The organism is Streptomyces sp. NPDC045778 (assembly GCF_056431945.1).
This window is the reverse complement of the sequence record NZ_JBWKJZ010000026.1, coordinates 24,580-44,699: the sequence shown is the minus strand read 5'-3', so window position 1 is coordinate 44,699 and position 20,120 is coordinate 24,580. Positions and strand designations below refer to the sequence as shown.

Sequence of the window (20,120 nt, the reverse complement as noted above, 5' to 3'; positions counted from 1 at the left end):
AGCAGCAGCGTATGAGCGGGCAGGCACGGCGTCGTGAGCAAGTCCCGGAGCAGCTGAAGGCAGCGGCCCGGAGGTCTCCCAACTTCGGGCGGCTCTACACGATGCAGCCCCTGCTGGCGATCTACGGCGCACAGGCCGAGCAGTCCGTCTTCACCAACCCCAACGTCTCGTACGTTGCCTCCGGCCAGTTCGGCGAGGTGCTTGCCGAGGAGCTGGTGCGGCGGGCCGGAGTGCGCGTCGAGGGAACCCGGCAGGTCGACCGGCTGGCCGGACTCCAGCGCGCCGGCCTGCTCCCCGGTCGCACTCGGGACGCCTTTGACACGCTCCGCCGGGGGCGCAACGACGCCGCGCATAATCACCTCTTCGACACCAGCAAGGCCCTCAAGGCCGTCGAACTTTGCTTTCACCTCGGCCAGTTCTTCTCCCGCGCAATCGACGACGTGCGAGAGATCGCTGCGTTCGTGCCGCCTCGGCTGCCTAGTGAGGTGGCGGGCGGATCTGCCGAGCTGGCCGAACTCCGCGAGGCGCTCGGTCGCTACCAGCGCAACCTCGCCGAGTCCCGAACTCGCCTCAGCGAGGTTGGTGACCGGCTGGAGGCCGAGCGGCGCGGCCGGGAGGAGGCCGAGAGGCTGACCGAGGCCGCTGAGCGGGCCCGTGCTGAGTCCGAGGCGGAGGTGGCCCGCCACCGGGACGAGATCGAGCGGCTCCGGCGCGCCCACCAGGACCATTACGACCAGGAGCGCCTCAAGCCCCGACCGGTCAGCGTCAACGCCCGTGAGGCGATCGTCGCCCGCGCCCAGCGGCCCGAGCCGCTCAACGAGGTACAGGCTCGCGTCCGCATCGACGAGATGCTCACCCAGGCTGGCTGGACGGTCCAGGATTACGGCGACCTCAACCCACTCGCCTCCCAGGGCGTCGCGGTCCGAGAGTTCAGCCTGGCCACCGGCCGCGCCGACTACGTCCTTTATGTCGATGGCATGATCGTCGGCGTTATCGAGGCCAAGCGTGAGGGCACCCCTTTGGCCGGCGCCCTCGCGCAGAACGAGCGGTACGCGGGCGGCGTCCTCAAGGAGCACTCCATGGCGGTCTGGCGCGAGGGGGAACCGTTCGCCTTCCGCTACGCCACCACCGGCGCCGAGACGTTCTTCCTCAATCTCCTCGACCCGCACGCCCGCTCCCGCTCGGTTTTCGCTTTCCACCACCCGGAGACCTTCGCCGCCTGGATGAAGCGGGCCACAGAGCACCCGGATACCCCCACCTTCCGGGCCGCCCTGCGCACCGCGCTGCCGGTCCTGGAGTCGCACGACCTGCGTACGGCACAGGAGGAGGCGATCGTCGGCCTGGAGAGTTCACTCGCCCAGGACAAGCCGCGCGCACTGATCCAGATGGCCACTGGTGCGGGCAAGACCTACACTGCGGTTACCGCGTCGTACCGGCTGCTCAAGCACGCGCGTGCGCGCCGCATTCTCTTCCTTGTCGACCGCAACAACCTCGGCCGCCAGGCCAAGGCCGAGTTCGACCGCTACAAGACGCCGGACGAGAACCGCAAGTTCACCGACCTCTACAACGTCGACTCACTCGGCCGGTCCGGTCTCCAGGAGACGTCCTCCGTCGTCGTCTCCACGATCCAGCGCATGTACGCGCTCCTCAAGGGCGAGTCGCTGGAGGATACCGCTGAGGCAGAGGACCGCGAGGACTCCTCTACCCTCGACGAGAACTACATGACCGACCGTCCGGTCACCGTCGAGTACAACCCGGCCGTCCCGATCGAGTCCTTCGACTTGATCGTCATCGACGAGTGCCACCGCTCCATCTATGGCCTGTGGCGTGGCGTCCTGGACTACTTCGACGCCCACCTGGTCGGCCTCACCGCCACCCCTACGCGGCAGACCAAGGGCTTCTTCGACGGCAACATGGTCTCCGAGTACACCTACGAACAAGCAGTCGCCGACGGCGTCAACGTCGACTTCGACGTGGTCACCATGGACTCCTCCATACGGGAGGACGGTGGCGCGAAGATCGACAAGGGGACGACGGTCCGTATCCGCGACCGCAAGACCCGCGCCCAGCGTTACGAGGAGCTGGACGAGGACTTCGTCTACACGGTGGGCCAAATCGGCCGCACGGTGATTGCCGAGGACGAGATCCGGGCCGTCCTCACCGCGTACAAGAACAACTGGCAGCGCTGGTTCCCGGGCCGGACCGAACTGCCTAAGACGCTGGTCTTTGCGGCGAGCGATGACCATGCGGACGAAGTCCTCAAGCAGGTCAAGGAGGTCTTTGGGCGCGGAGACGCCTTTGCCAAGAAGATCACCTACCGCTCCCGGGACAAGGGCGACGACCCCGAGCAGCTCGTCAACGACCTGCGAAACTCGCCATTGCTGCGGGTCGCCGTCACGGTCGACATGATCGCGACGGGTACGGACGTCAAGGCCCTGGAGTGCGTGATCTTCCTGCGGGCCGTTCGCAGTCCTGTCCTCTTTGAGCAGATGAAGGGACGCGGCGCCCGCACGATCGACGCCGACGACCTGAAGGCGGTCACTCCAGATCCGGCCGCCGACCTGGCCAAGGACCGTTTCGTTCTGGTCGACGCGGTGGGCGTCACAGCATCGCCGCTGGTCGACACCCGCCCGATGCTGCCGCCGGACGGCGGCAGTCTCAGCTTGATCAAGCTGATGGACAAGGCGGGCAGCCGCTCGCTGACGGCCGAGCAGGCCGAGACGCTCGGGCGCCGGCTGGCCCGACTTGACCGCAAGCTCACGAAGGAGGAGCGGGAGCGGATCGAGCAGGCGTCGGGCGGGGTGTCACTGGCGGACATCGTCCGGAAGATCACCGACGCGGTGGACGTCGACACTCAGGACCGGGCGTACCGGGAAGGCGGCGCGGATCGCGCGCGGCGGCTGGTCCACGACTCTGTCGAAACTCTGACCACACACCCGGAACTGCGGAAGCTGATCATCGGCATCAAGCAGCAGCACGACCTCACGTACGACGCGACGACCGAGGTCACGCTGAAGGTGAATGAGGTCCCGAGGGAGGAGCGGGCGGCGAAGGAGTTGGCGGAATGGCGCCAGCTCCTGGAGAGCCGCAAGCGTGACGAGGCGGCGGCGGAGGCAATCGCTCTGCAGGTGATCCTCGGCAGCGGCTCGAGGGTGCGGCCGCAGGAGGCGCGGGCCCACCTGAAGGAACTGATGGCGGCCATCAAGGCCGCCAGGCGGAACTGGACCCCGAAGGTCATCTGGGACCACTACGAGCTAGTCGGCGAGGCGGCCGAGTCGCTGACGAAGTCAGCTGGCTTGGGTGACCTCATGAACCTGGTCCGCTACACGCTCGGCGCGGACGACCAGCTTCGCCCGTATCGTACGGTGGTCGAGGAGCGCTTCGAGGGCTGGCTGCTGCGGCAGAGCCAGGCGGGTGCGGAATTCACCGAGGACCAGCTTTGGTGGCTGCACCGTATCAAGGACGCGATCGTGGTCGACCTGGGGATGGAGCGTGAGGACTTCGGCCACATGCCGTTCTCGGAAAAGGGCGGCGGTCCGGGCTTTGCGAACGCCTTCGGTGGTAGGAACCAGGCGCTGGAACTGTTGGACGAGCTGAATCGGGGATTGGCTTGAGCGAGGGATTGAGTGACGAGCTGCCAGAGGGGTGGTGTGAGGCATCCCTGTCTGACCTCATTTCCCTCGACGGAGTTTCTTCCGACGGCGACTGGGTCGAGAGTAAGGATCAGGACCCTAATGGTGATGTTCGGCTGGTGCAGTTGGCTGACATTGGAGATGGGGAGTTCCGTGACCGCAGTGATCGGTCACTGAGCTCTGAGACTGCTCAGCGCTTGAAGTGCACCTTCCTGGAGCCCGGTGATGTGCTCGTGGCGCGAATGCCAGATCCGCTCGGTAGGGCTTGCATGTACCCGGGGGGGCCTCGCCGGGCGGCAACCGTGGTGGATGTTCGCATCCTTCGTCCCGGAATTGGTGGCGTGCATCCCAGGTGGCTCATGTGGGCCATCAACTCTCCGCAAGTGCGCAGTCAGATTTATCGATACCAGACAGGGTCAACGCGAAAGAGGATCTCGGGAAAGAATCTCGGCCAGGTTCGTTTGCTTGTCCCTCCGCTGGCTGAACAGCACCGCATCGTCGAGGCCCTCGAAGAGCAGCTCTCCCGGCTGGATGCCGCTGATACGTCCTTGGAACTAGCGATCCGCAGGATCGACTACCTGCGGGTCCGAACCACTGACTTTGTGACAGCCTTCGCCGTACCTGATGGCGTCCCCACAGCCTCGCTTCCTCCTGCTGCTGGGACTATCGATGGCAACTTGCCAAAAATTCCAGAACATTGGACTTGGATGCGCCTGGAGGAGCTGGCTGAGGTTGTCGGGGGCGTGACCAAGGACAAGAAGAAGCAGTCCGACCCGGATATTCCTGAGGTTCCCTACCTCCGTGTCGCGAACGTTCAGCGCGGGCGGCTCGTGCTCGACAGCGTTCATGAGATCCGTGTGCCTACCGCTAAAGCGGATCAGCTGCGGTTGAGATCCGGCGATGTTCTCATGAATGAGGGAGGGGATCGGGACAAGCTTGGACGCGGCTGGGTCTGGGAGGGGCAGGTAGAGAACGCCATTCACCAGAACCACGTATTCAGGGCCCGAATTCGAGGAGATCTAATCAAGCCCGAGCTGTTGTCGCATTACGCGAACGGCATGGGGCGATGGTTCGAGGTGAATGGCAAGCAGAGTACGAACCTTGCTTCAATCAGCCTGAGGAAGATCAAGAGCCTTCCCGTTCCGGTGCCCCCGAGGGGCGAGCAGGACGAGATTCTGCAAAGACTCAAGGAGGGCCTCGCACAGATCGACCGGATGGCAAAGGCTGTCGCTATCGCACGGCTACGTGCGTCCAGACTACGCAACGGCCTACTCCGTAAAGCCTTCAGCGGCGGACTTGTTCCCCAGAACGCGGCAGACGAACCCGCCGCCACCATCCTTGCCCGCATCGCCGCCGAGCGCGACGCTGCCAAGCCGGCCCTCAAGGCCAAGCGCGCCGCGCGCCTCCGCAAGGGGGCAGCCTCGGCCAAGGCGGCCGAGCCTGCCCCAGCCCCAACCCCCGCCCCCCTCACCAGCATTCAGCAGGAGCTCTTCCAGTGACCGCCCCCGCTACAGATGACGCAGCCGCACCCTGCGCCGAGGGTGTCCCGCTCACCGAGACGCCCAAGTCCAAGAAGGCCGCCGCGCAGACCAACACCCTGGTCGCCAAGCTCTGGAACTACTGCAACGTCCTCCGCGACAACGGCATGTCCACCATTGAGTACGTCGAGCAGCTCTCGTACCTGCTCTTCCTGAAAATGGTCGACGAGATCGAGAACGACGAGTGGGGTGGCCGCGACCTTAGCGCCCTTGTGCCCGCCAACTACAACTGGAAGTCGCTAGTCAGCAAGCGCGGTACCGAACTCGAAGCGCACTACCGCGCCATCCTGGAGCACTTGGGCCGTAAGCCCGACACCACCATCGGCACGATCTTCGCCGACGCCCAGAATCGGATCACCAAGCCCGCACTGCTCGAAAAGCTGGTCGTCGAGCTGATCGGCCGCGAGGAGTGGACGGTCACCGGCACCGACCTCAAGGGTGACGCCTATGAGGGCCTGCTCGCCAAGGGTGCGTCGGACACGAAGACCGGCGCCGGCCAGTACTTCACGCCGCGCGCGCTCATCGACGCGATGGTGGACGTGACCCGGCCGGGCCCGGACGACACCATCACCGACCCCGCCTGCGGTACCGGAGGCTTCCTGATTGCTGCCCACGCGTACGTCACCCGGCACCACGTCCGGGACATGGGCATCGACGCCCGCAGGGCGTACGACAGCGGATCCAAGATCTGGGGCACCGAGCTGGTCACCGGCACCGCCCGCCTCGCCGCCATGAACATGCTCCTGCACGGCATCGGCAAGAGCGACGGCCCGAGCCTGATCGACGTCGGCGACGCGCTTGCCGAGAAGCCGAGTGGCCGGCACGCGAGTCTGGTCCTCGCCAATCCGCCCTTCGGCCGGAAGTCCGCGATTACCGTGATCGGCCAGGACGGCGAGTTGGAGAAGGAAGACATTCAGTACGACCGTGACGACTTCACGGCCACCACCACTAACAAGCAGCTCAACTTCCTTCAGCACATCATGTCGTTGACAGCAGTCAACGGCCGTGCTGCCGTCGTCCTCCCTGACAACGTCCTCTTCGAGGGCGGCGCGGGCGAGAAGGTCCGCCGCAAGCTCCTTGACGAATTCGACCTGCATACGATCCTGCGCTTGCCCACTGGCATCTTCTATGCAGGCGGCGTCAAGGCCAACGTACTGTTCTTCGACAAGAAGCCCCCGCGCGCCGACGGCAAGCCGCACACCGCCGTCACCTGGATCTACGACTTCCGCACCGGCCAGCACTTCACCATGAAGCAGCGCCCGCTGACCCGCGCCCACATGGACGACTTCGTCGCCCGGTACAAGGCAGGCGAGCCGCTGACTGCCCGCGTCTCGGACTTGGACGAGAACGGTCGCTGGAAGTCGTACGCGTATGAGGACTTGATCAGGCGCGACAAGGTCAACCTCGACATCACGTGGATGAAAGACCCGGCCCTGGAGGACGCGGACAGCGACCTGGAGCCTGAGGTCATCGCCGAGGAGATCGTGCGCGATCTTCAGTCCGCCCTGGCCGAGTTCACGGCCATTGCGAAGTCCTTGGGCGCGGATGTTGATGTACCGGAGGCAGAAGAGGTCTGACGATGGCCGGAAGGCTTGCGTCACGCGCTGGAGGGCTGCAATGCCGAGTGCCTTGTAGCCCTCGGCTTTTTCGCGCGGTTACTGTCGGCATTCCATCAGAGGTGGCGATGCTGAAGTCCCTACGATGCACTGGCTCGATAATGGAGCAGTTGCGACAGCCACCACGGCGGACATCTGTGGGCCGGCCCAGCCACCTCTTTTGGGACAGTGCCAGCGGCGAAGCCTCCTACGCCGTCTCCGGCTCCGGTAGTGGCCTGGCCTCTGGGCTGATCGCCCAGAACGCTGAGCCAACGCCTCGACGCGAGCCGGCCGACCCCGTACGTGTCGCGGAGCGCTCCGGACGCCTGCTGTAAGGAAGTGAAGGGCCGGACCCGGGGCTGAACCGATCAGATCGAGCCACAACATGACCGGGATCTGAAAAGCCGCTTGACCGGCCTCTGTGCCGTACAGGGAATATCAGGAGTCCACGTTCCGGAGTTCTCCGTTCTCCTACGCGCCGTACAGAGGTATGCATGGCCATCGCGCACCCCCAGACCCGTCAGTTCGAATCGTTCGTCACGAACTTGTCGTACGCACGCAAGATGGTGCGAGCCGGGCAGGCGCTGGAGGTGCTCAGCCCGAAGGGTATCGACACCGCTGATTTCTACCGGGCAGCCTGGGTGCAGTCCATCGCCGCCCTCGAACACTGGGTGCAGGGAGAGGTGTTGCGCCGGGTCGCCGAGGAAGCCGCCAAGGACGATCCGGACATGCCGCGTAAGCTGCGTGAATACCCGTTGCCGCTGCACTGCGTGGAGCGGGTGCAGCGGGGCGAGACGACCACAGCCGAGGTGGTCGCGGAACGGGTGCGCCAGGACATCGCCCACCAGACCCTGCAGAACCCGGACGCCATCGCGAAGGTGATGGCGCTCGTCACCGATGTCAAAGTGTGGCGGGAGGCGGCGAAGTGGGTCAACCGGTGGAGCCAGTATCGGACTTCATACGACGACAAACGGCTACGCGGCCAGTACGTCCTGCTGCTCCGCCGCCGAAACCAGATCGCACACGACGCGGATCTGATCGACGGTGACCTCAAGCAGCGCCGCCCGATCGGCGAGGCTGATGTCACGGACGCGCTGAATTGGATCGAGCGGATTGCACTCGCGCTCGCGTATGCGCTGGAGGGGGAGGCGTCCAAGCCCTCAGGACATCCGGCTCCGGCCCCGACTCCGGCCGGCACTTCGGAAGCGCCAGGTGGAGATCAACTGGACGTCGACTGAATGATCGATGACGAGCCCCGTGAACTGGCCTTCGGGCGCTTTCAATCCTCGGGTTTGACCTTCGGCCATGCGCTCCGCCGATTCAAGTGGCTGACTGCTGTCGTCGACCTGGCGATGATGAGGCATGTTCACCGAAAAGTGTGGATTAGCGGTGAGTGTCTTGCCCGCGTGTGAGGTGATAGTGACGATCTCAAGGACAGGCGTCCGGTAGATCGGAGTGTGGGTGGCGCACGTCTTTCAGAGGGGCAAGCGGGATGTGCGCGATCGGAACTATCCCTGCATGTGCCCAAGATGCGGTCACGCCTGGACCGTGCGGTACCGGGAGCCAGGCGGCAGGCGAGGGCGGCAACGGGAGAAGTCGTTTCCACGGAGGATCGGCCTGGACGGTGCGGACGCCTTCGCCGCCAAGGTGGAGAAGGACAAGAATGCCCGCGGCTGCATCGATCCTGCGCGTGGCGCCATGTTGCTGTCTGTCTGGGCTGAAGAGTGGCTTGATCGAAGAGTCATTGGTGAACCAACCCGCCGCAACTACGAAGGGTTCATCCGTAACCATCTCGTGCCGAGTCTTGGTCGCAAGCCGCTGGCTGGGCTGGCGCGCCGGGACTTTGAGGAGTTCGTCAGGCGCTGCAGCATGAGGGTGGTGCAGTGAACCAGCGCGACGGATACCACGAGAGTCTCCCGATGATGTAGCAGTTCGACGTGGTCATTCTCGGGGAAGTGTGCGCACGGTGCCCCCTGTTGATCAAAAGTGCGACGCTGGCGGTTCGCGAAGTGCAGTAACGGAGAGCGCTGACCGCCGTTGGCCAGTCGTACAACCGGTCATCGTGTTCTCCGCCACGGCCAGCGAGCTGAGGTCGGCCGGCCTGGTCGACCTGGACGGCCATGCCAAGTACAGGCTCGTAGCCTGCGGCACTTCTTGGCCCCCACGGCCTGGCCAACGGTGTGCTGATCCACGAGATGTCGCGCTGGCCGGGCCACCGCTCGGTCGCGACTACGGTCGACATCTACGGGCATCTGTTGCCCAGCGTGTGGGATCGCTGTGGGACGTTCTACAGCACGCCATGCGGCCCGCGTCCCCGAGCGCGACGTCTTTCCCGCCCGAGGAGGCGAGCTGGAGCGCTGGCAATCGCGCTGCGTAGGAGTATGAGAGCTGGCTCGTCTGCATGGTGCTGGGATGGAACGCCCGTGCTGGGATGGTGCTGGGATGGCCCTTGCAAAACCCGCGTTTCCGCAGGTGGGGGCTCTGTACTACGGATTCTGCTTCAACGTCTGATCCGCTCGCGCGGAAGGGGCCGGGTCCTGGTGGACCCGGCCCCTTCCGCGTCGTGCGGTACGGCGTCAGGTCTCGCGGGTGGGGGTGAGCTTGTCTAGGTCGAGGCTGATCTTGAACGGAAGCTCCCGTTCGAGGGTGTGGCGGAAGATGCCGGCCGGGGCGTAGGAACCGGTCGGTTCGTCGAGTTCGTAGACGTGGACGACGGGTGCCCCGCCCTCGTCCTCGACGCACCAGTAGTGGGGGATGCCTGCCTCGGCGTACTTGCGGAGCTTGACCGTGCGGTCCCGGTGGGCGGATTCGGGGGAGGTGACCTCGACGACGAGCTGGACATCCGCCGGGTCGTAGGACGTGCGGTCGGGGTCGTACATGGCTGTCGTCACGAGAAGGTCGGGCTCGGGACGGTTGCGGGTGTCGAGCCGGACGGTCATTTCCCGCTCGACCTCCACCCCTTCCGGGGCCTGTCGCATGAGGGCGACCGTCAGCGCCGTGACGAGGCGGCCGTGCCAGGACCTCTGTGGCGACATCAGGAAAACGAGGGCTCCATCGATCAGCTCGGTGTGGCGCGGGGCTTCCGGAAGGTGGTCCAGGTCCTCCGCGAACCAGCCCTCGGGGCGTGGCGGGCGCATCCAGTCGGGCAACGCGGTCATGCCCTCACCGTACCGAGGGGCGGCTGCCCAGGGGGCGTTGTTGACGCCCCGCCCCCTCGTCCCCACCGTGGTCCGGTATGGATGACGACGATCTCTGTGGGGCCGGGGCCGGGGAACTCGCGCGGATGGTGCGGGAGCGGGAGGTGTCCGCCCGGGAGGTGATGGAGGCGCACCTGGGGCGGGTGGAGCGGGTGAACCCGAGGGTGAACGCCGTGGTCAGCGTGGAGGGCGAGAGGGCGCTCGCCCTGGCCGCGGAGGCGGACGAGCGGCTGGCCGGGGGCGCGGACGTGGGGCCGCTGCACGGGCTGCCGGTGGCGTTCAAGGACACGCATCAGACGCGGGGGACGCGGACCACGCTGGGCTCACGGGTGTTCGCCAACTGGGTGCCCGACGAGGACGAGCTGATCGTGGCGCGGATGCGGGCGGCGGGGGCCGTGGGCTTCGGCAAGACCAACGTGCCGGAGTTCGGGGCCGGGTCGCACACCGTCAACGCCGTGTTCGGCGCGACGCGCAACCCGTACGACCTCGGGCGGTCCGCGGGCGGCAGCGGCGGGGGAGCGGCGGCCGCGCTCGCGGCGGGGCTCCAGCCGCTCGCGGACGGCAGCGACATGGGCGGCTCGCTGCGCAATCCGGCCTCCTTCTGCAACGTCGTGGGGCTGCGGCCGACGCCAGGCCGGGTCCCGTCGTACCCGACGGCGAACGTGTGGGACAGCCTGACCGTGCCGGGGCCCCTGGGGCGCACCGTCGCCGACGTCGCGCTGCTGCTCTCCGTCGTCGCGGGGCCGGATCCGCGCTGTCCGCTCTCGTTGGACACCCCGCCCGCCGCGTCGTTCCGGGCGCCCCTGGAGGGCGAGACCGCGGGGCTGCGCGTCGCGTGGGCGCCGGATCTGGGCGGCCGGGTGCCGGTCGAGGCCGACGTACGGGACGTACTGGACCGGCAGGGCGCGGTGTTCGAGGCCCTCGGGTGGCGGGTCGAGGAGGACTGCCCGGACCTGGACGGGGCCGACGCCGTCTTCCGCGTGCTGCGCGCGCAGTCCTTCCTGCTGGGGCTCGGGCCGCTGCTCGACGAGCACCGCGAGCTGCTCAAGGCGAGCGTCGTGTGGAACATCGAGGAGGGCCGGAGGCTGCGCGGCGCCGACCTCGCGGCCGCCACGGCCGAGCACACGCGCATCCTGCTCGCCGCCGCCGGGTTCTTCGAGCGGTACGACGTCCTCGTGGCGCCGGTGAGCCAGGTCGCGCCCTTTCCGGTGGAGTGGGAGTACCCGCGGGTCGTGGACGGGCAGGCGCAGGAGACGTACATCGACTGGATGCGGTCCGCGTCGCACGTGTCGCTGCTCGGCGCGCCCGCCCTGGCCGTGCCCGCCGGGTTCACGGCGGCCGGCCTTCCGGTCGGGATCCAGATCGTGGGGCCGCCCCGGGCCGAGCGGGCCGTCCTGGAGGCGGGGGCCGCGTTCGAGGCAGCGACGGGGTGGGGGCGCAGGCGGCCCGCGCTGTGAGCAGGGGTGCGGCCCCCGCCCGTGAGGGGGCGGGGGCCGCGGTGCGAAAGGGGGTCAGCCGAGGACGAGCAGGGTGGCGAGGCCGGGCCCGAAGGCGCCGCCGAGCTGGTAGCTGAGGGCGAACAGGCCGATCGCGGTGGGGCGCTGGGCGTCCGTGGTGGCGGATGCGGCGTGCACGGAGAGCGTGGCGTTGGCGCCCGTCGCGGTGAAGGCCGCCGCGCCCGCGGCGAGCAGGAGCAGCGCGCCCGAGGTGGCGAAGACCGCGGTGAGGGCCGCCGCGAGGCCCACGGTGACCAGGACGGCGCGCACCGCCGCGCGCCCCATGCGGACCGAGGCCGCGGCGAGCAGCCAGGACGCGGCCGACGCGACGAGCAGGGTGACCAGCTGGCCGGTGCCGATCGTGCCGGTGGTCCAGCCCGCGCGGTCCTGGAGCAGCCGCGGCACGGTGAACAGGAGCGTGAAGTACGAGGTGGACAGGGCCGCGCCGAGCACCGCGGAGGTCAGGAAGAGCGGCGAGCGCAGGAGCCGGGCCGGGACGAAGCCCTCGGGGCGGCGGCGGACGTGCGCGGCGAGGAGCGCGGCGGAGACCAGGGCGCCGGCGAGCGCGGGCAGCGGGGCGGTCGGCAGCAGGATCAGGGACGTGGCGAGCGCGATGAGGAGCGTGGCGCCGCGGGCGTCGAAGCGGCCCTGGGCGGGCGGGGTCTGCCCCGCGTACCGGGCGACCGCCGGTACGGCGATGAGCGCAAGGGCCGAGACGGCGAGCGCGAGCCGCCACGAGACCGCGTCGGTGAGCGTCGCGCCGAGCAGCGGGCCTGCCGCGCCGAGGACGCCGAAGCCGGAGCTGATCACGCCCATGCGCCGGGCGTTGCCCGCGAGGCTCATCGCGATGGCGACCAGGCCGGCGCCGCCGAGGGACTGGGCGGCGCGTCCGGCCAGGGCCACGGGCAGCCAGGGCGCGGCGGCGACGAGGGCGGTGCCGCCGAGGACGAGGGCCGTGCTCAGCCGCAGCACCGTGGCGAGGCCGCGGCGGCGCAGGAGCCCGGCGAGCAGCGGGGTGCCCGCCGCCATGGCCCAGGCGAAGGCGGTGACCAGCCAGGTCGCCGTGGCCGTGGGGACGCCGAGGGAACGTGCCATGTCCGGCAGGATCAGCACCGGGGCGTTGGCCCCGGCGGCGACGGGCGTGGCGAGCAGGGCCAGCCAGCCGATGGGGACCTGCCCTGAGCGGGCGGGCGCGGTGGCCTTGGCGGCGGCGCCGCGCGGGACGGCCTTGCCGGTGACGGTCGCGGTGGACATGGGAACCCCCTGAAGTGAGTGGTGTGCGGCGGCGGCCGGGTGTCAGACCGTGGTGACGACGTCGGCGTAGGGCAGCCGGGGCGAGCGCGGGAACCAGGCGTCCGGGCCGGGCCTGCCGATGTTGACGACCATCAGGGGCTCGTGGTCGTCGTCCAGGAACTCCGCGCGCAGGCCCGCCGCGTCGTACCCGGTCATCGGACCGGCGGCGAGGCCCGCCGCGCGTACGCCGACGAGGAAGTACGCGGCCTGGAGGGCCCCGTTGAGCACGGCCGACCGCTCGCGCACCGCGCGCTCGGAGAAGTACGTGCGGCCGGTGTCGGGCGCGTGCGGCAGCAGGCGCGGCATCTCCTCGTGGAACTCGTGGTCCGTGGCGAGGAGCGCGACGAGCGGGGCGGTGGCGGTCTTGGCGCGGTTGCCCTCGGCCATGTGCTTCAGGAGCCGCTCGCGCCCCTGCGGGCTGCGGACGAGCACCACGCGCAGCGGCGACTGGTTGAAGGCCGTCGGACCGTACTTGACCAGGTCGTAGATGGCCTGGACCTGCTCGTCGGTGACCGGCTCATCGGTGAAGGTGTTGGCGGTGCGGGCCTCGCGGAAGAGCAGGTCCTGGGCCTCGTGGGTGAGGGCGAGGGCGGCGTTGGCGGTGGCGGGCACGGCGGTCTCGGCGGTGGCGGAAACGGCGGTCTGGGCGGTGGCGGAAACGGCGGTCTGGGGGGTGGCGGGCATGGCGTGCTCCTGGATTCTCTTCGCGTTCGTTCTCTTCACCCTCGTCTTCTGAGGAGTGAGAGTTTCAACGTTGAGATAAAAACACGCGGGTTCGTTCAGCGTCAAGTGTCTTAGCATTGAGAAGACGTCCGTTGAGAGAGTTAAAGCGAAGGAGAGTGGGTCCGCATGAGCGACGCCGTGGACGCCATCGTCGGGCAGTGGGAGAAGGAGCGCCCCGAGCTGACCGACGCCCTGTGGCCGGTGCAGCTGATCGCCAGGGTGCAGCGCATGCACCGGCTGCTCGACCGGGAGGCCAAGGCCTTCCATGCCCGGCACGGGGTGGAGACGGGCGAGTTCGACGTCCTCACCACGCTGCGCCGCTCCGGGCCGCCGTACGCCCTGACCGCCGGCGCCTTCCTGAAGGCCGCCATGGTGACCTCGGGCGCGATCACCAACCGCATCGACCGCATGGAGGCCAAAGGCCTGGTCGAGCGCGTCCGGGACGACGCCGACCGGCGCACGGTCAAGATCCGCCTCACCGAGCGCGGCCAGGACCTCACGGACATGCTGATGGTCGAGCACCTGGACAACTACGACCGGCTCCTGGACGGCCTCGACCGCGAGGAGGTCGAGCGCGCCGCCGAACTGCTCCGCAAGTTCCTCGAACTGCACGGCGACACATCGATCACGTGACGCGGCGGGGGTCCGGCCCGGTGGCGGGGTGTCGTCGGGTTCGCGCCAGGAGCGCGACCCGCAGGCGTGGCGCCGGAAGGGCGGGCGGGCTTCGGGGGCCCGCCCGTCGCTGCTTTTCGGCCATGACCCGCACATGGCAATCGTGTTACGTCCGAACCCCACCCTTGTGCGTCCCCTGGGGATCCGCCAACCTTTCGACGGCGACAGAGAGTTGAACACTGATCAACTCGGCGTAGACATGCCGTCGCTGCATTGTCATGCCCCTGTCGCATCCCCCACAGGCGCACCACCGATCGAGGAGGACCCCTCAGATGGCAGTGACGCGTCACAGTCGACGAAGACTGACAGGTGCCGGCACGCTCGCACTGACCGCCGCGACGGCGGTCGCTCTCGGCGTCGTGTCCGCTCTCCCGGCGGCCGCCCAGCCGAAGGGCGCGGAAGGCAGGATCCAGTACGCGGGCGCCCCGGGCGCCGTCGCGAACAGCTACATCGTCACGCTCGACGAGGACGCCGCGAAGGCGGATTCGGCCAAGGGTCGCGCCGTGGCGAAGAAGCACGGCGCGGAGATCGAGCGCACGTACAAGAAGGTGCTCAACGGCTACGAGGTCGAGGCCTCGGAAGCCGAGGCGAAGAAGCTGGCCGCGGACCCGGCCGTCACCTCCGTCGTGCAGAACCGCACCTACACCGTCGCCGCGACCCAGCCCAACCCGCCGTCGTGGGGTCTGGACCGCATCGACCAGCGCAACCTCCCCCTCGACCAGAAGTACACGTACCCGGACAAGGCCGGTGAGGGTGCCACCGTCTACGTCATCGACACCGGCGTCCGCAAGAGCCACCAGGACTTCGGCGGCCGTGCCGTCGACGGCTACGACGCCATCGACAACGACAACGTCGCGCAGGACGGCCACGGCCACGGCACGCACGTCGCAGGCACCGTCGGCGGCACCGCGCACGGCGTCGCCAAGAAGGCGCGGATCGTCGGCGTCCGCGTGCTCAACAACCAGGGCTCCGGCACCACCGCCCAGGTCGTCGCGGGCATCGACTGGGTGACGCGCAACGCCACCAAGCCCGCCGTGGCGAACATGAGCCTCGGCGGCCCGGCCGACAGCGCGCTCGACACGGCCGTGCGCAACTCCGTCGCGGCCGGCATCACCTACGCCGTCGCGGCGGGCAACGAGAGCACCAACGCCTCGACCCGCTCACCCGCACGCGTCACCGAGGCCATCACCGTCGGCGCCACCACCAGCACCGACGCCAAGGCCAGCTACTCCAACTTCGGCACCGTCCTCGACCTGTTCGCCCCGGGGTCGGGCATCACGTCGGCGTGGAACACCAGCGACACGGCGACCAGCACCCTCAACGGCACGTCGATGGCCTCGCCGCACGTCGCGGGCGCCGCCGCTCTGTACGTCGCCGAGAACCCCTCGGCGACCCCCGCCCAGGTCTCCCAGGCCCTGGTCGCCGCGGCCACCCCGAACGTCGTCGGCAGCCCCGGCACCGGCTCGCCCAACCGCCTGCTGTACGTGGGCGGCGGTGGCACCAACCCGCCGGGACCGAAGTTCGAGAACGGCGCGGACTTCTCCATCACCGACAACTCCTCCGTGGAGTCCCCCCTCACCGTCTCCGGCGTCCCGGGCAACGCCCCGGCGACACTCAGCGTGCCGGTCGCCATCAAGCACACGTACATCGGTGACCTGAAGATCGAACTCGTCGCCCCCGACACCACGGCGTACGTCCTCAAGGACTTCGGCGTGGGCGGCAGTTCGGACGACATCAACACCTCGTACACGGTCAACGCCTCCTCCGAGACCGCCAACGGCACCTGGAAGCTCCGGGTGACCGACAACGCGAACCAGGACGAGGGCACGCTCGACAGCTGGGGCCTCCAGTTCTGAGCCCCCGCTCGCGGCAGTGACATGAAGTGATGACTGACCTCGTCCCCGTGGCGCGGTTCCGGGTCCGCCCGGCCGCCCGCGGGGACGAGGCGCGCCCGGGCCGGTCGGGGCGCGCCCGGGCCGGTCGGGAAGGTGACCCTAAGGGCCTTTTGTCTGCTTCTGTGATAGTTCTGTGGCGTGGTCATCCGCGCGCTCCTGGCAGCCCTCTGCCTGCTCAACGCCGCGCTCGCGGTGCTCGTCGCCGCACCACTGCCCCGCGTCCCCGCCCTCGTGGCCGTCGCCGTCGCGGTCACCTCCTGGAGCCTGGTCCTCGTGCCGCCCGCGCTGCTCGGCCTCGCGGCCGCCGCGTGCGCGGGGCGGCGGAGCCCGTGGTGGGCGGGCGCCGCCGCGCTCACCGCGTTCGCGGCCCTGGTGTACGGGGCGATGCCGTACGCGGCGGCGTACCGCACCGCCGAGCGCCAGGGCGCGACCCTTGACCTCGGCACGTACGTGAGCGGCGGGGTCAACTACGCCAAGACACCCGACCGGGGGCGCGGCATCACCTACACGCGCCCCGGCGGCGAGCGCGTCAAGCTCGACCTGTGGACCCTGCCCGAGCGCCCCGCGGCGCGTCGCCCCGCCGTGGTCTGGGTGCACGGCGGCGGCTGGAACAAGGGTCACCGCAGCCAGTCGCCCCGGTGGAACCGCTGGCTCAACGCGCGCGGCTGGTCGGTCTTCGACATCGACTACCGCCTCGCGCCCCGCGTCACCCAGCTCGACCAGATCCGTGACGTACGGTGCGCGGTGCGCTGGGTGCGGCGGCACGCGCACGCCTACGGCGTGGACCCCGACCGCCTGGTCCTCGCGGGCAGTTCCGCCGGGGGCAATCTGGCGCTCGCGGCGGCCTACGCGCGGGCGCCCTCCTCGCCCGCCCCGGGCGCATGGCGTGCGGCGGGTACGAAGCGTGAGCGTCACGAGCGGTCGGCGTGCGCGATGCGTGACAGCGCCGTGGCCGGAGTGGTCTCCCTGTACGCGCCCACCGACATGCGGCGCCTCATCGAGCGGACCGTGCTGCGCGCCGATCCGCTGATGCCGCGCCTGATGGGCGGCTCGGCGGCCGGGGCGCCCGAGCGCTACCGGCTCGGCTCGCCCGCGCGGCTCGTGCACCGCCGGGTGCCGCCCACGCTGCTCCTGCACGGCGGCGCGGACCGGGCGGTGCCGGTGGCGCAGGCCCGTGACCTGGCACGCCGCCTCGCCGTCGCCGGAGCCTCCGCGCGGTACGTGGAACTGCCGTGGGCGGACCACTGCTTCGACGTCAACTGGGGCGGCTGGGCGAGTCAGGTCGCGCGGGCCGCGCTCGGGCGCTTCCTGGACGGGATCGCGGGGCGGTCAGCGCGCCCGGGCGACCTCACCGGCCGGACGGATGAGCGTCAACTGGCCGGTAATGGGAGATAGTTGAGGGATATAGCGCCGGGAACGCGCTGCGTAAAGCCCCATGGGCCGGGAAATCATCACTTCGAGTGATTCCTTGGCCTAGGGTTGCGGCCAACAACCCACGGTTGCCACGCTGTTGCTGTCTGTCAACCTGATGGGAGTGGCCAGTGACTTTCGGTGAGCAGCCGGCGTATTTGCGCGTCGCGGGTGATCTCCGCAAGAAGATCACCGACGGTTCGCTGCCTCCGCACACCCGGCTCCCCTCGCAGGCCAGGATCCGCGAGGAGTACGGCGTCTCGGACACGGTCGCCCTGGAGGCCCGCAAGGTCCTCATGGCCGAGGGCCTGGTCGAGGGGCGCTCCGGCTCCGGCACGTATGTGCGCGAGCGCCCCGTCCCGCGCCGCATCGCGCGCACCGGATTCCGCGGCCCCGGCACCTCCTCGCCCTTTCGCCAGGAGCAGGCCGCCGACGGCACCCGCGGCACCTGGGAGTCCCGCAGCGAGCAGGCGGAGGCGACCGCCGCCGTCGCCGAGCGGCTCGGCATCCGTGTGGGCGACCGCGTGATGTGCACCAAGTACGTCTTCCGGGACGCGGGCGAGGTGATGATGCTCTCCACCTCCTGGGAGCCGCTCGCCGTCACCGGCCGCACCCCCGTGATGCTCCCGGAGGAGGGCCCCCTCGGGGGCTGCGGCGTCGTCGACCGCATGGCCGCCATCGACGTGGTCGTGGACAACGTGGCCGAGGAGGTCGGCGCCCGCCCCGGCCTCGCCGAGGAACTGCTCGCGCTCGGCGGGGTGCCCGGTCACGTCGTCCTCGTCGTCCAGCGCACGTACTACGCCTCGGGGCGCCCCGTGGAGACCGCCGACATCGTCGTGCCGGCCGACCGGTACCGCGTCGCGTATCACCTGCCCGTGCGCTGACCGTCCGCCCCGCGCGCGGTGCCCGCGCTCCGGCGGGCGCTCGCCGGGGCTGGATTCCGGACGTTCTCGCGGCCCGACTCGCCCTGGCCCGACGCCCGTTGATCGCCCGGTCGACGCGGCGGGTCGCCGCCTGGCCCGTTCCCGTGTGCGTGCCGAGCGTGCCGGTGGGCGGGGCGCACGGTGACGGGGCGCCTGGGTCAACAGGGCGTAAAGGGGGCCGAGTCAGGGCTCGTCGCGGCCGGTTGTGGCCGGCGAAGGGGGCGCATCCGTGAGGGTGCGCCCCCTTCGTGCTGGCCGATTGCGTATCTCTTTGTGCAAAGTCGTATCCGCTGCGTAAAGGTCGGGCGTAAGCTCGGGCATATGCGGAATGCGGTTTCCTTACTGATCGAGGCGTGAGGTGCGCCAGGGGTGGGGAGCGGAGGGACGGCATGAACGACGGGACGGTCATACTTCCCTGGCTCGTGATACGGCAGGACGACAACGGCAACCGCTACCGCGTCGGAAGGTACGCGACCAAGGCCGAGGCGCAGAAGATCGCCGACAGCCTGGACGACCGCGGACACAAGCAGCTCTATTGGATCGAGCGGCTGAACCAGAACGGCGGACGGTGACGTCGCGGGCGTAGGCTCCGGCGCATGACTGAGCGGATCGTGGTGGTCGGCGCCGCCCTGTACGACGGTGAGCGCCGCCTTCTGGCCGCGCGCCGCAGCGCGCCCGAGGAACTGGCCGGGCGCTGGGAGCTGCCCGGCGGCAAGGTCGAACGCGGAGAGCGCGACGAGGACGCGCTGGTGCGCGAGCTGAAGGAGGAGCTGGGCGTCGACGCGGAGGTCGTCGACCGCGTCCCGGGGGAGTACCCGCTCGGACGCGGCTATGTGATGCGGGTGTGGCGGGCCCGCCTCCTCGCGGGCGAGCCGAAGCCGCTCCAGGACCACGACGCGCTGCGCTGGCTGGAGCCCGATGAGCTGTGGGCCGTGGACTGGCTGGCGGCGGACGTGCCGGCCGTCCGGGCGCTCGGCCACGCGGGCCGGGGTGAACGGTAGCTCCGCAGGGGACTCCCCAAGCTCCGCAGGGGACTCCCCAAGCTCCGTAGGGAACTCTCCCCAAGCTCCGTAGGGGACTCCCCACGGCCCGCCCCTGGCTCCCCCGGGCGCGGCCCCGGCGTGGTGGGCGAGGGCCCGGCGCTCCGCTGTGCGGCGCGGGGCGCCAGGGGGCGCGCGAGGTTCGTCAAGGTGAGGTTCTGCTTCTCGTACGCCGTTCGTGCCACAGTGCCACCTTGAACACGGTAATCCCACCGGGATATCGGGTATGTGCCCATTAACCCCATGAAACCGGACATGGATCCGTCGCTCGGCTGGGAAGTGATCGGCGTGCTCGACACCGAAGGCGACTGCGCCGAGTGGGACTTTCCCGCGGACCCGGGCGCCGTCCGTAGGGCCCGCGCCGTCGTCCGCGAGCAGCTGGGCGACTGGGGCCTCGCCCCCCTGGGCGACGTCGCCGTGCTGCTCGTCAGCGAACTGGTGACCAATTCCCTGCGGTATGCGTCGGGCCCCATCGTGGTCCGCCTCGTCCGCCCCAAGGGCCCGCTGGACCCGCTCCTCGTGGAGGTCTCCGACCCCGTGCCCGACCCGCCGCGCGAGCGCGTCGCCGCGCCCGACGACGAGGGCGGCCGGGGGATCCAGCTGGTGGCCAGGTCGTCGAGCCGCTGGGGCACCCGACCGGGACGTACGGGAAGAGCGGGCAAGACGGTGTGGTTCGAGCTGGCGCTGCCCGGTTAGAAGACAGAGA

The 20,120-nt window shown here is 69.4% G+C and carries 16 protein-coding genes; 13 read left to right on the top strand and 3 right to left on the bottom strand.

Annotated elements, in window-relative coordinates; genetic code table 11:
* Window positions 1-11 precede the first annotated feature (11 nt).
* The 5 genes from AC07GB_RS28600 to AC07GB_RS28580 all read left to right on the top strand — a co-directional run bounded on the left by AC07GB_RS28600 (window position 12) and on the right by AC07GB_RS28580 (window position 8,652).
* Window positions 12-3,614, top strand: coding sequence for a type I restriction endonuclease subunit R (locus AC07GB_RS28600; protein WP_478850369.1), 3,603 nt, complete (start codon window positions 12-14; stop codon window positions 3,612-3,614).
* A 401-nt stretch (window positions 3,615-4,015) separates the two neighbouring features.
* The gene (locus tag AC07GB_RS28595) at window positions 4,016-5,131 is read left to right on the top strand and encodes a restriction endonuclease subunit S (protein ID WP_478850367.1); all 1,116 of its coding nucleotides are present in this window, start codon (window positions 4,016-4,018) and stop codon (window positions 5,129-5,131) included.
* Window positions 5,128-6,747, top strand: coding sequence for a type I restriction-modification system subunit M (locus tag AC07GB_RS28590; RefSeq protein ID WP_478850365.1), 1,620 nt, complete (start codon window positions 5,128-5,130; stop codon window positions 6,745-6,747). The genes AC07GB_RS28595 and AC07GB_RS28590 overlap by 4 nt, the downstream gene beginning before the upstream one ends.
* A gap of 512 nt (window positions 6,748-7,259) precedes the next feature.
* On the top strand, window positions 7,260-8,003 hold the full coding sequence (locus AC07GB_RS28585; RefSeq protein WP_478850363.1) for a hypothetical protein: 744 nt from the start codon (window positions 7,260-7,262) through the stop codon (window positions 8,001-8,003).
* Window positions 8,004-8,412: 409 nt separating this feature from the next.
* Window positions 8,413-8,652 (top strand): tyrosine-type recombinase/integrase, encoded by a 240-nt coding sequence (locus AC07GB_RS28580; protein WP_478850361.1) that lies wholly within the window; start codon window positions 8,413-8,415, stop codon window positions 8,650-8,652.
* A gap of 689 nt (window positions 8,653-9,341) precedes the next feature.
* Here AC07GB_RS28580 and AC07GB_RS28575 read toward each other — a convergent pair.
* A complete protein-coding gene (locus AC07GB_RS28575; protein WP_478850359.1) occupies window positions 9,342-9,923 on the bottom strand; it encodes a Uma2 family endonuclease in 582 nt (193 codons plus the stop codon).
* Between the two features lie 77 nt (window positions 9,924-10,000).
* Between AC07GB_RS28575 and AC07GB_RS28570 the strand changes: the two genes are divergently transcribed.
* A complete protein-coding gene (locus tag AC07GB_RS28570; RefSeq protein WP_478850357.1) occupies window positions 10,001-11,419 on the top strand; it encodes an amidase in 1,419 nt (472 codons plus the stop codon).
* A 54-nt stretch (window positions 11,420-11,473) separates the two neighbouring features.
* On the opposite strand, the gene AC07GB_RS28565 is transcribed toward AC07GB_RS28570, so the two are convergent.
* A complete protein-coding gene (locus AC07GB_RS28565) occupies window positions 11,474-12,712 on the bottom strand; it encodes an MFS transporter (RefSeq protein ID WP_478850355.1) in 1,239 nt (412 codons plus the stop codon).
* 42 nt (window positions 12,713-12,754) lie between these two features.
* Window positions 12,755-13,435 (bottom strand): malonic semialdehyde reductase, encoded by a 681-nt coding sequence (locus AC07GB_RS28560; RefSeq protein ID WP_478850353.1) that lies wholly within the window; start codon window positions 13,433-13,435, stop codon window positions 12,755-12,757.
* A gap of 165 nt (window positions 13,436-13,600) precedes the next feature.
* On the opposite strand from AC07GB_RS28560, the gene AC07GB_RS28555 reads away from it, so the two are divergent.
* From AC07GB_RS28555 to AC07GB_RS28525, 7 genes are all read left to right on the top strand, one after another.
* Window positions 13,601-14,107 carry a MarR family winged helix-turn-helix transcriptional regulator gene (locus AC07GB_RS28555; protein ID WP_478850351.1) on the top strand — a complete coding sequence of 169 codons (507 nt, stop codon included), beginning with the start codon at window positions 13,601-13,603 and terminating at the stop codon, window positions 14,105-14,107.
* Between the two features lie 311 nt (window positions 14,108-14,418).
* Window positions 14,419-16,002, top strand: coding sequence for a S8 family peptidase (locus AC07GB_RS28550; RefSeq protein ID WP_478850349.1), 1,584 nt, complete (start codon window positions 14,419-14,421; stop codon window positions 16,000-16,002).
* 177 nt (window positions 16,003-16,179) lie between these two features.
* Window positions 16,180-17,436, top strand: a complete 1,257-nt coding sequence (locus tag AC07GB_RS28545) for an alpha/beta hydrolase (protein WP_478850348.1) — start codon at window positions 16,180-16,182, stop codon at window positions 17,434-17,436.
* Between the two features lie 146 nt (window positions 17,437-17,582).
* Window positions 17,583-18,335, top strand: a complete 753-nt coding sequence (locus AC07GB_RS28540) for a GntR family transcriptional regulator (protein ID WP_478850347.1) — start codon at window positions 17,583-17,585, stop codon at window positions 18,333-18,335.
* Window positions 18,336-18,763: 428 nt separating this feature from the next.
* Window positions 18,764-18,946, top strand: a complete 183-nt coding sequence (locus tag AC07GB_RS28535) for an SPOR domain-containing protein (RefSeq protein ID WP_030687960.1) — start codon at window positions 18,764-18,766, stop codon at window positions 18,944-18,946.
* A 24-nt stretch (window positions 18,947-18,970) separates the two neighbouring features.
* Window positions 18,971-19,375 carry a (deoxy)nucleoside triphosphate pyrophosphohydrolase gene (locus AC07GB_RS28530; protein ID WP_478850346.1) on the top strand — a complete coding sequence of 135 codons (405 nt, stop codon included), beginning with the start codon at window positions 18,971-18,973 and terminating at the stop codon, window positions 19,373-19,375.
* A gap of 282 nt (window positions 19,376-19,657) precedes the next feature.
* On the top strand, window positions 19,658-20,110 hold the full coding sequence (locus AC07GB_RS28525) for an ATP-binding protein (RefSeq protein ID WP_478850344.1): 453 nt from the start codon (window positions 19,658-19,660) through the stop codon (window positions 20,108-20,110).
* Window positions 20,111-20,120 lie beyond the last annotated feature (10 nt).

What these genes read in the sequence shown, in the direction of transcription:
- AC07GB_RS28600 (WP_478850369.1), top strand. Translation starts at nt 12, where the DNA reads ATGAGCGGGCAGGCACGGCGTCGTGAGCAAGTCCCGGAGCAGCTGAAG.
- AC07GB_RS28585 (WP_478850363.1), top strand. Translation starts at nt 7,260, where the DNA reads ATGGCCATCGCGCACCCCCAGACCCGTCAGTTCGAATCGTTCGTCACG.
- AC07GB_RS28575 (WP_478850359.1), bottom strand. Translation starts at nt 9,923, where the DNA reads ATGACCGCGTTGCCCGACTGGATGCGCCCGCCACGCCCCGAGGGCTGG.
- AC07GB_RS28570 (WP_478850357.1), top strand. Translation starts at nt 10,001, where the DNA reads ATGGATGACGACGATCTCTGTGGGGCCGGGGCCGGGGAACTCGCGCGG.
- AC07GB_RS28565 (WP_478850355.1), bottom strand. Translation starts at nt 12,712, where the DNA reads ATGTCCACCGCGACCGTCACCGGCAAGGCCGTCCCGCGCGGCGCCGCC.
- AC07GB_RS28560 (WP_478850353.1), bottom strand. Translation starts at nt 13,435, where the DNA reads ATGCCCGCCACCCCCCAGACCGCCGTTTCCGCCACCGCCCAGACCGCC.
- AC07GB_RS28555 (WP_478850351.1), top strand. Translation starts at nt 13,601, where the DNA reads ATGAGCGACGCCGTGGACGCCATCGTCGGGCAGTGGGAGAAGGAGCGC.
- AC07GB_RS28550 (WP_478850349.1), top strand. Translation starts at nt 14,419, where the DNA reads ATGGCAGTGACGCGTCACAGTCGACGAAGACTGACAGGTGCCGGCACG.
- AC07GB_RS28535 (WP_030687960.1), top strand. Translation starts at nt 18,764, where the DNA reads ATGAACGACGGGACGGTCATACTTCCCTGGCTCGTGATACGGCAGGAC.
- AC07GB_RS28530 (WP_478850346.1), top strand. Translation starts at nt 18,971, where the DNA reads ATGACTGAGCGGATCGTGGTGGTCGGCGCCGCCCTGTACGACGGTGAG.
- AC07GB_RS28525 (WP_478850344.1), top strand. Translation starts at nt 19,658, where the DNA reads ATGAAACCGGACATGGATCCGTCGCTCGGCTGGGAAGTGATCGGCGTG.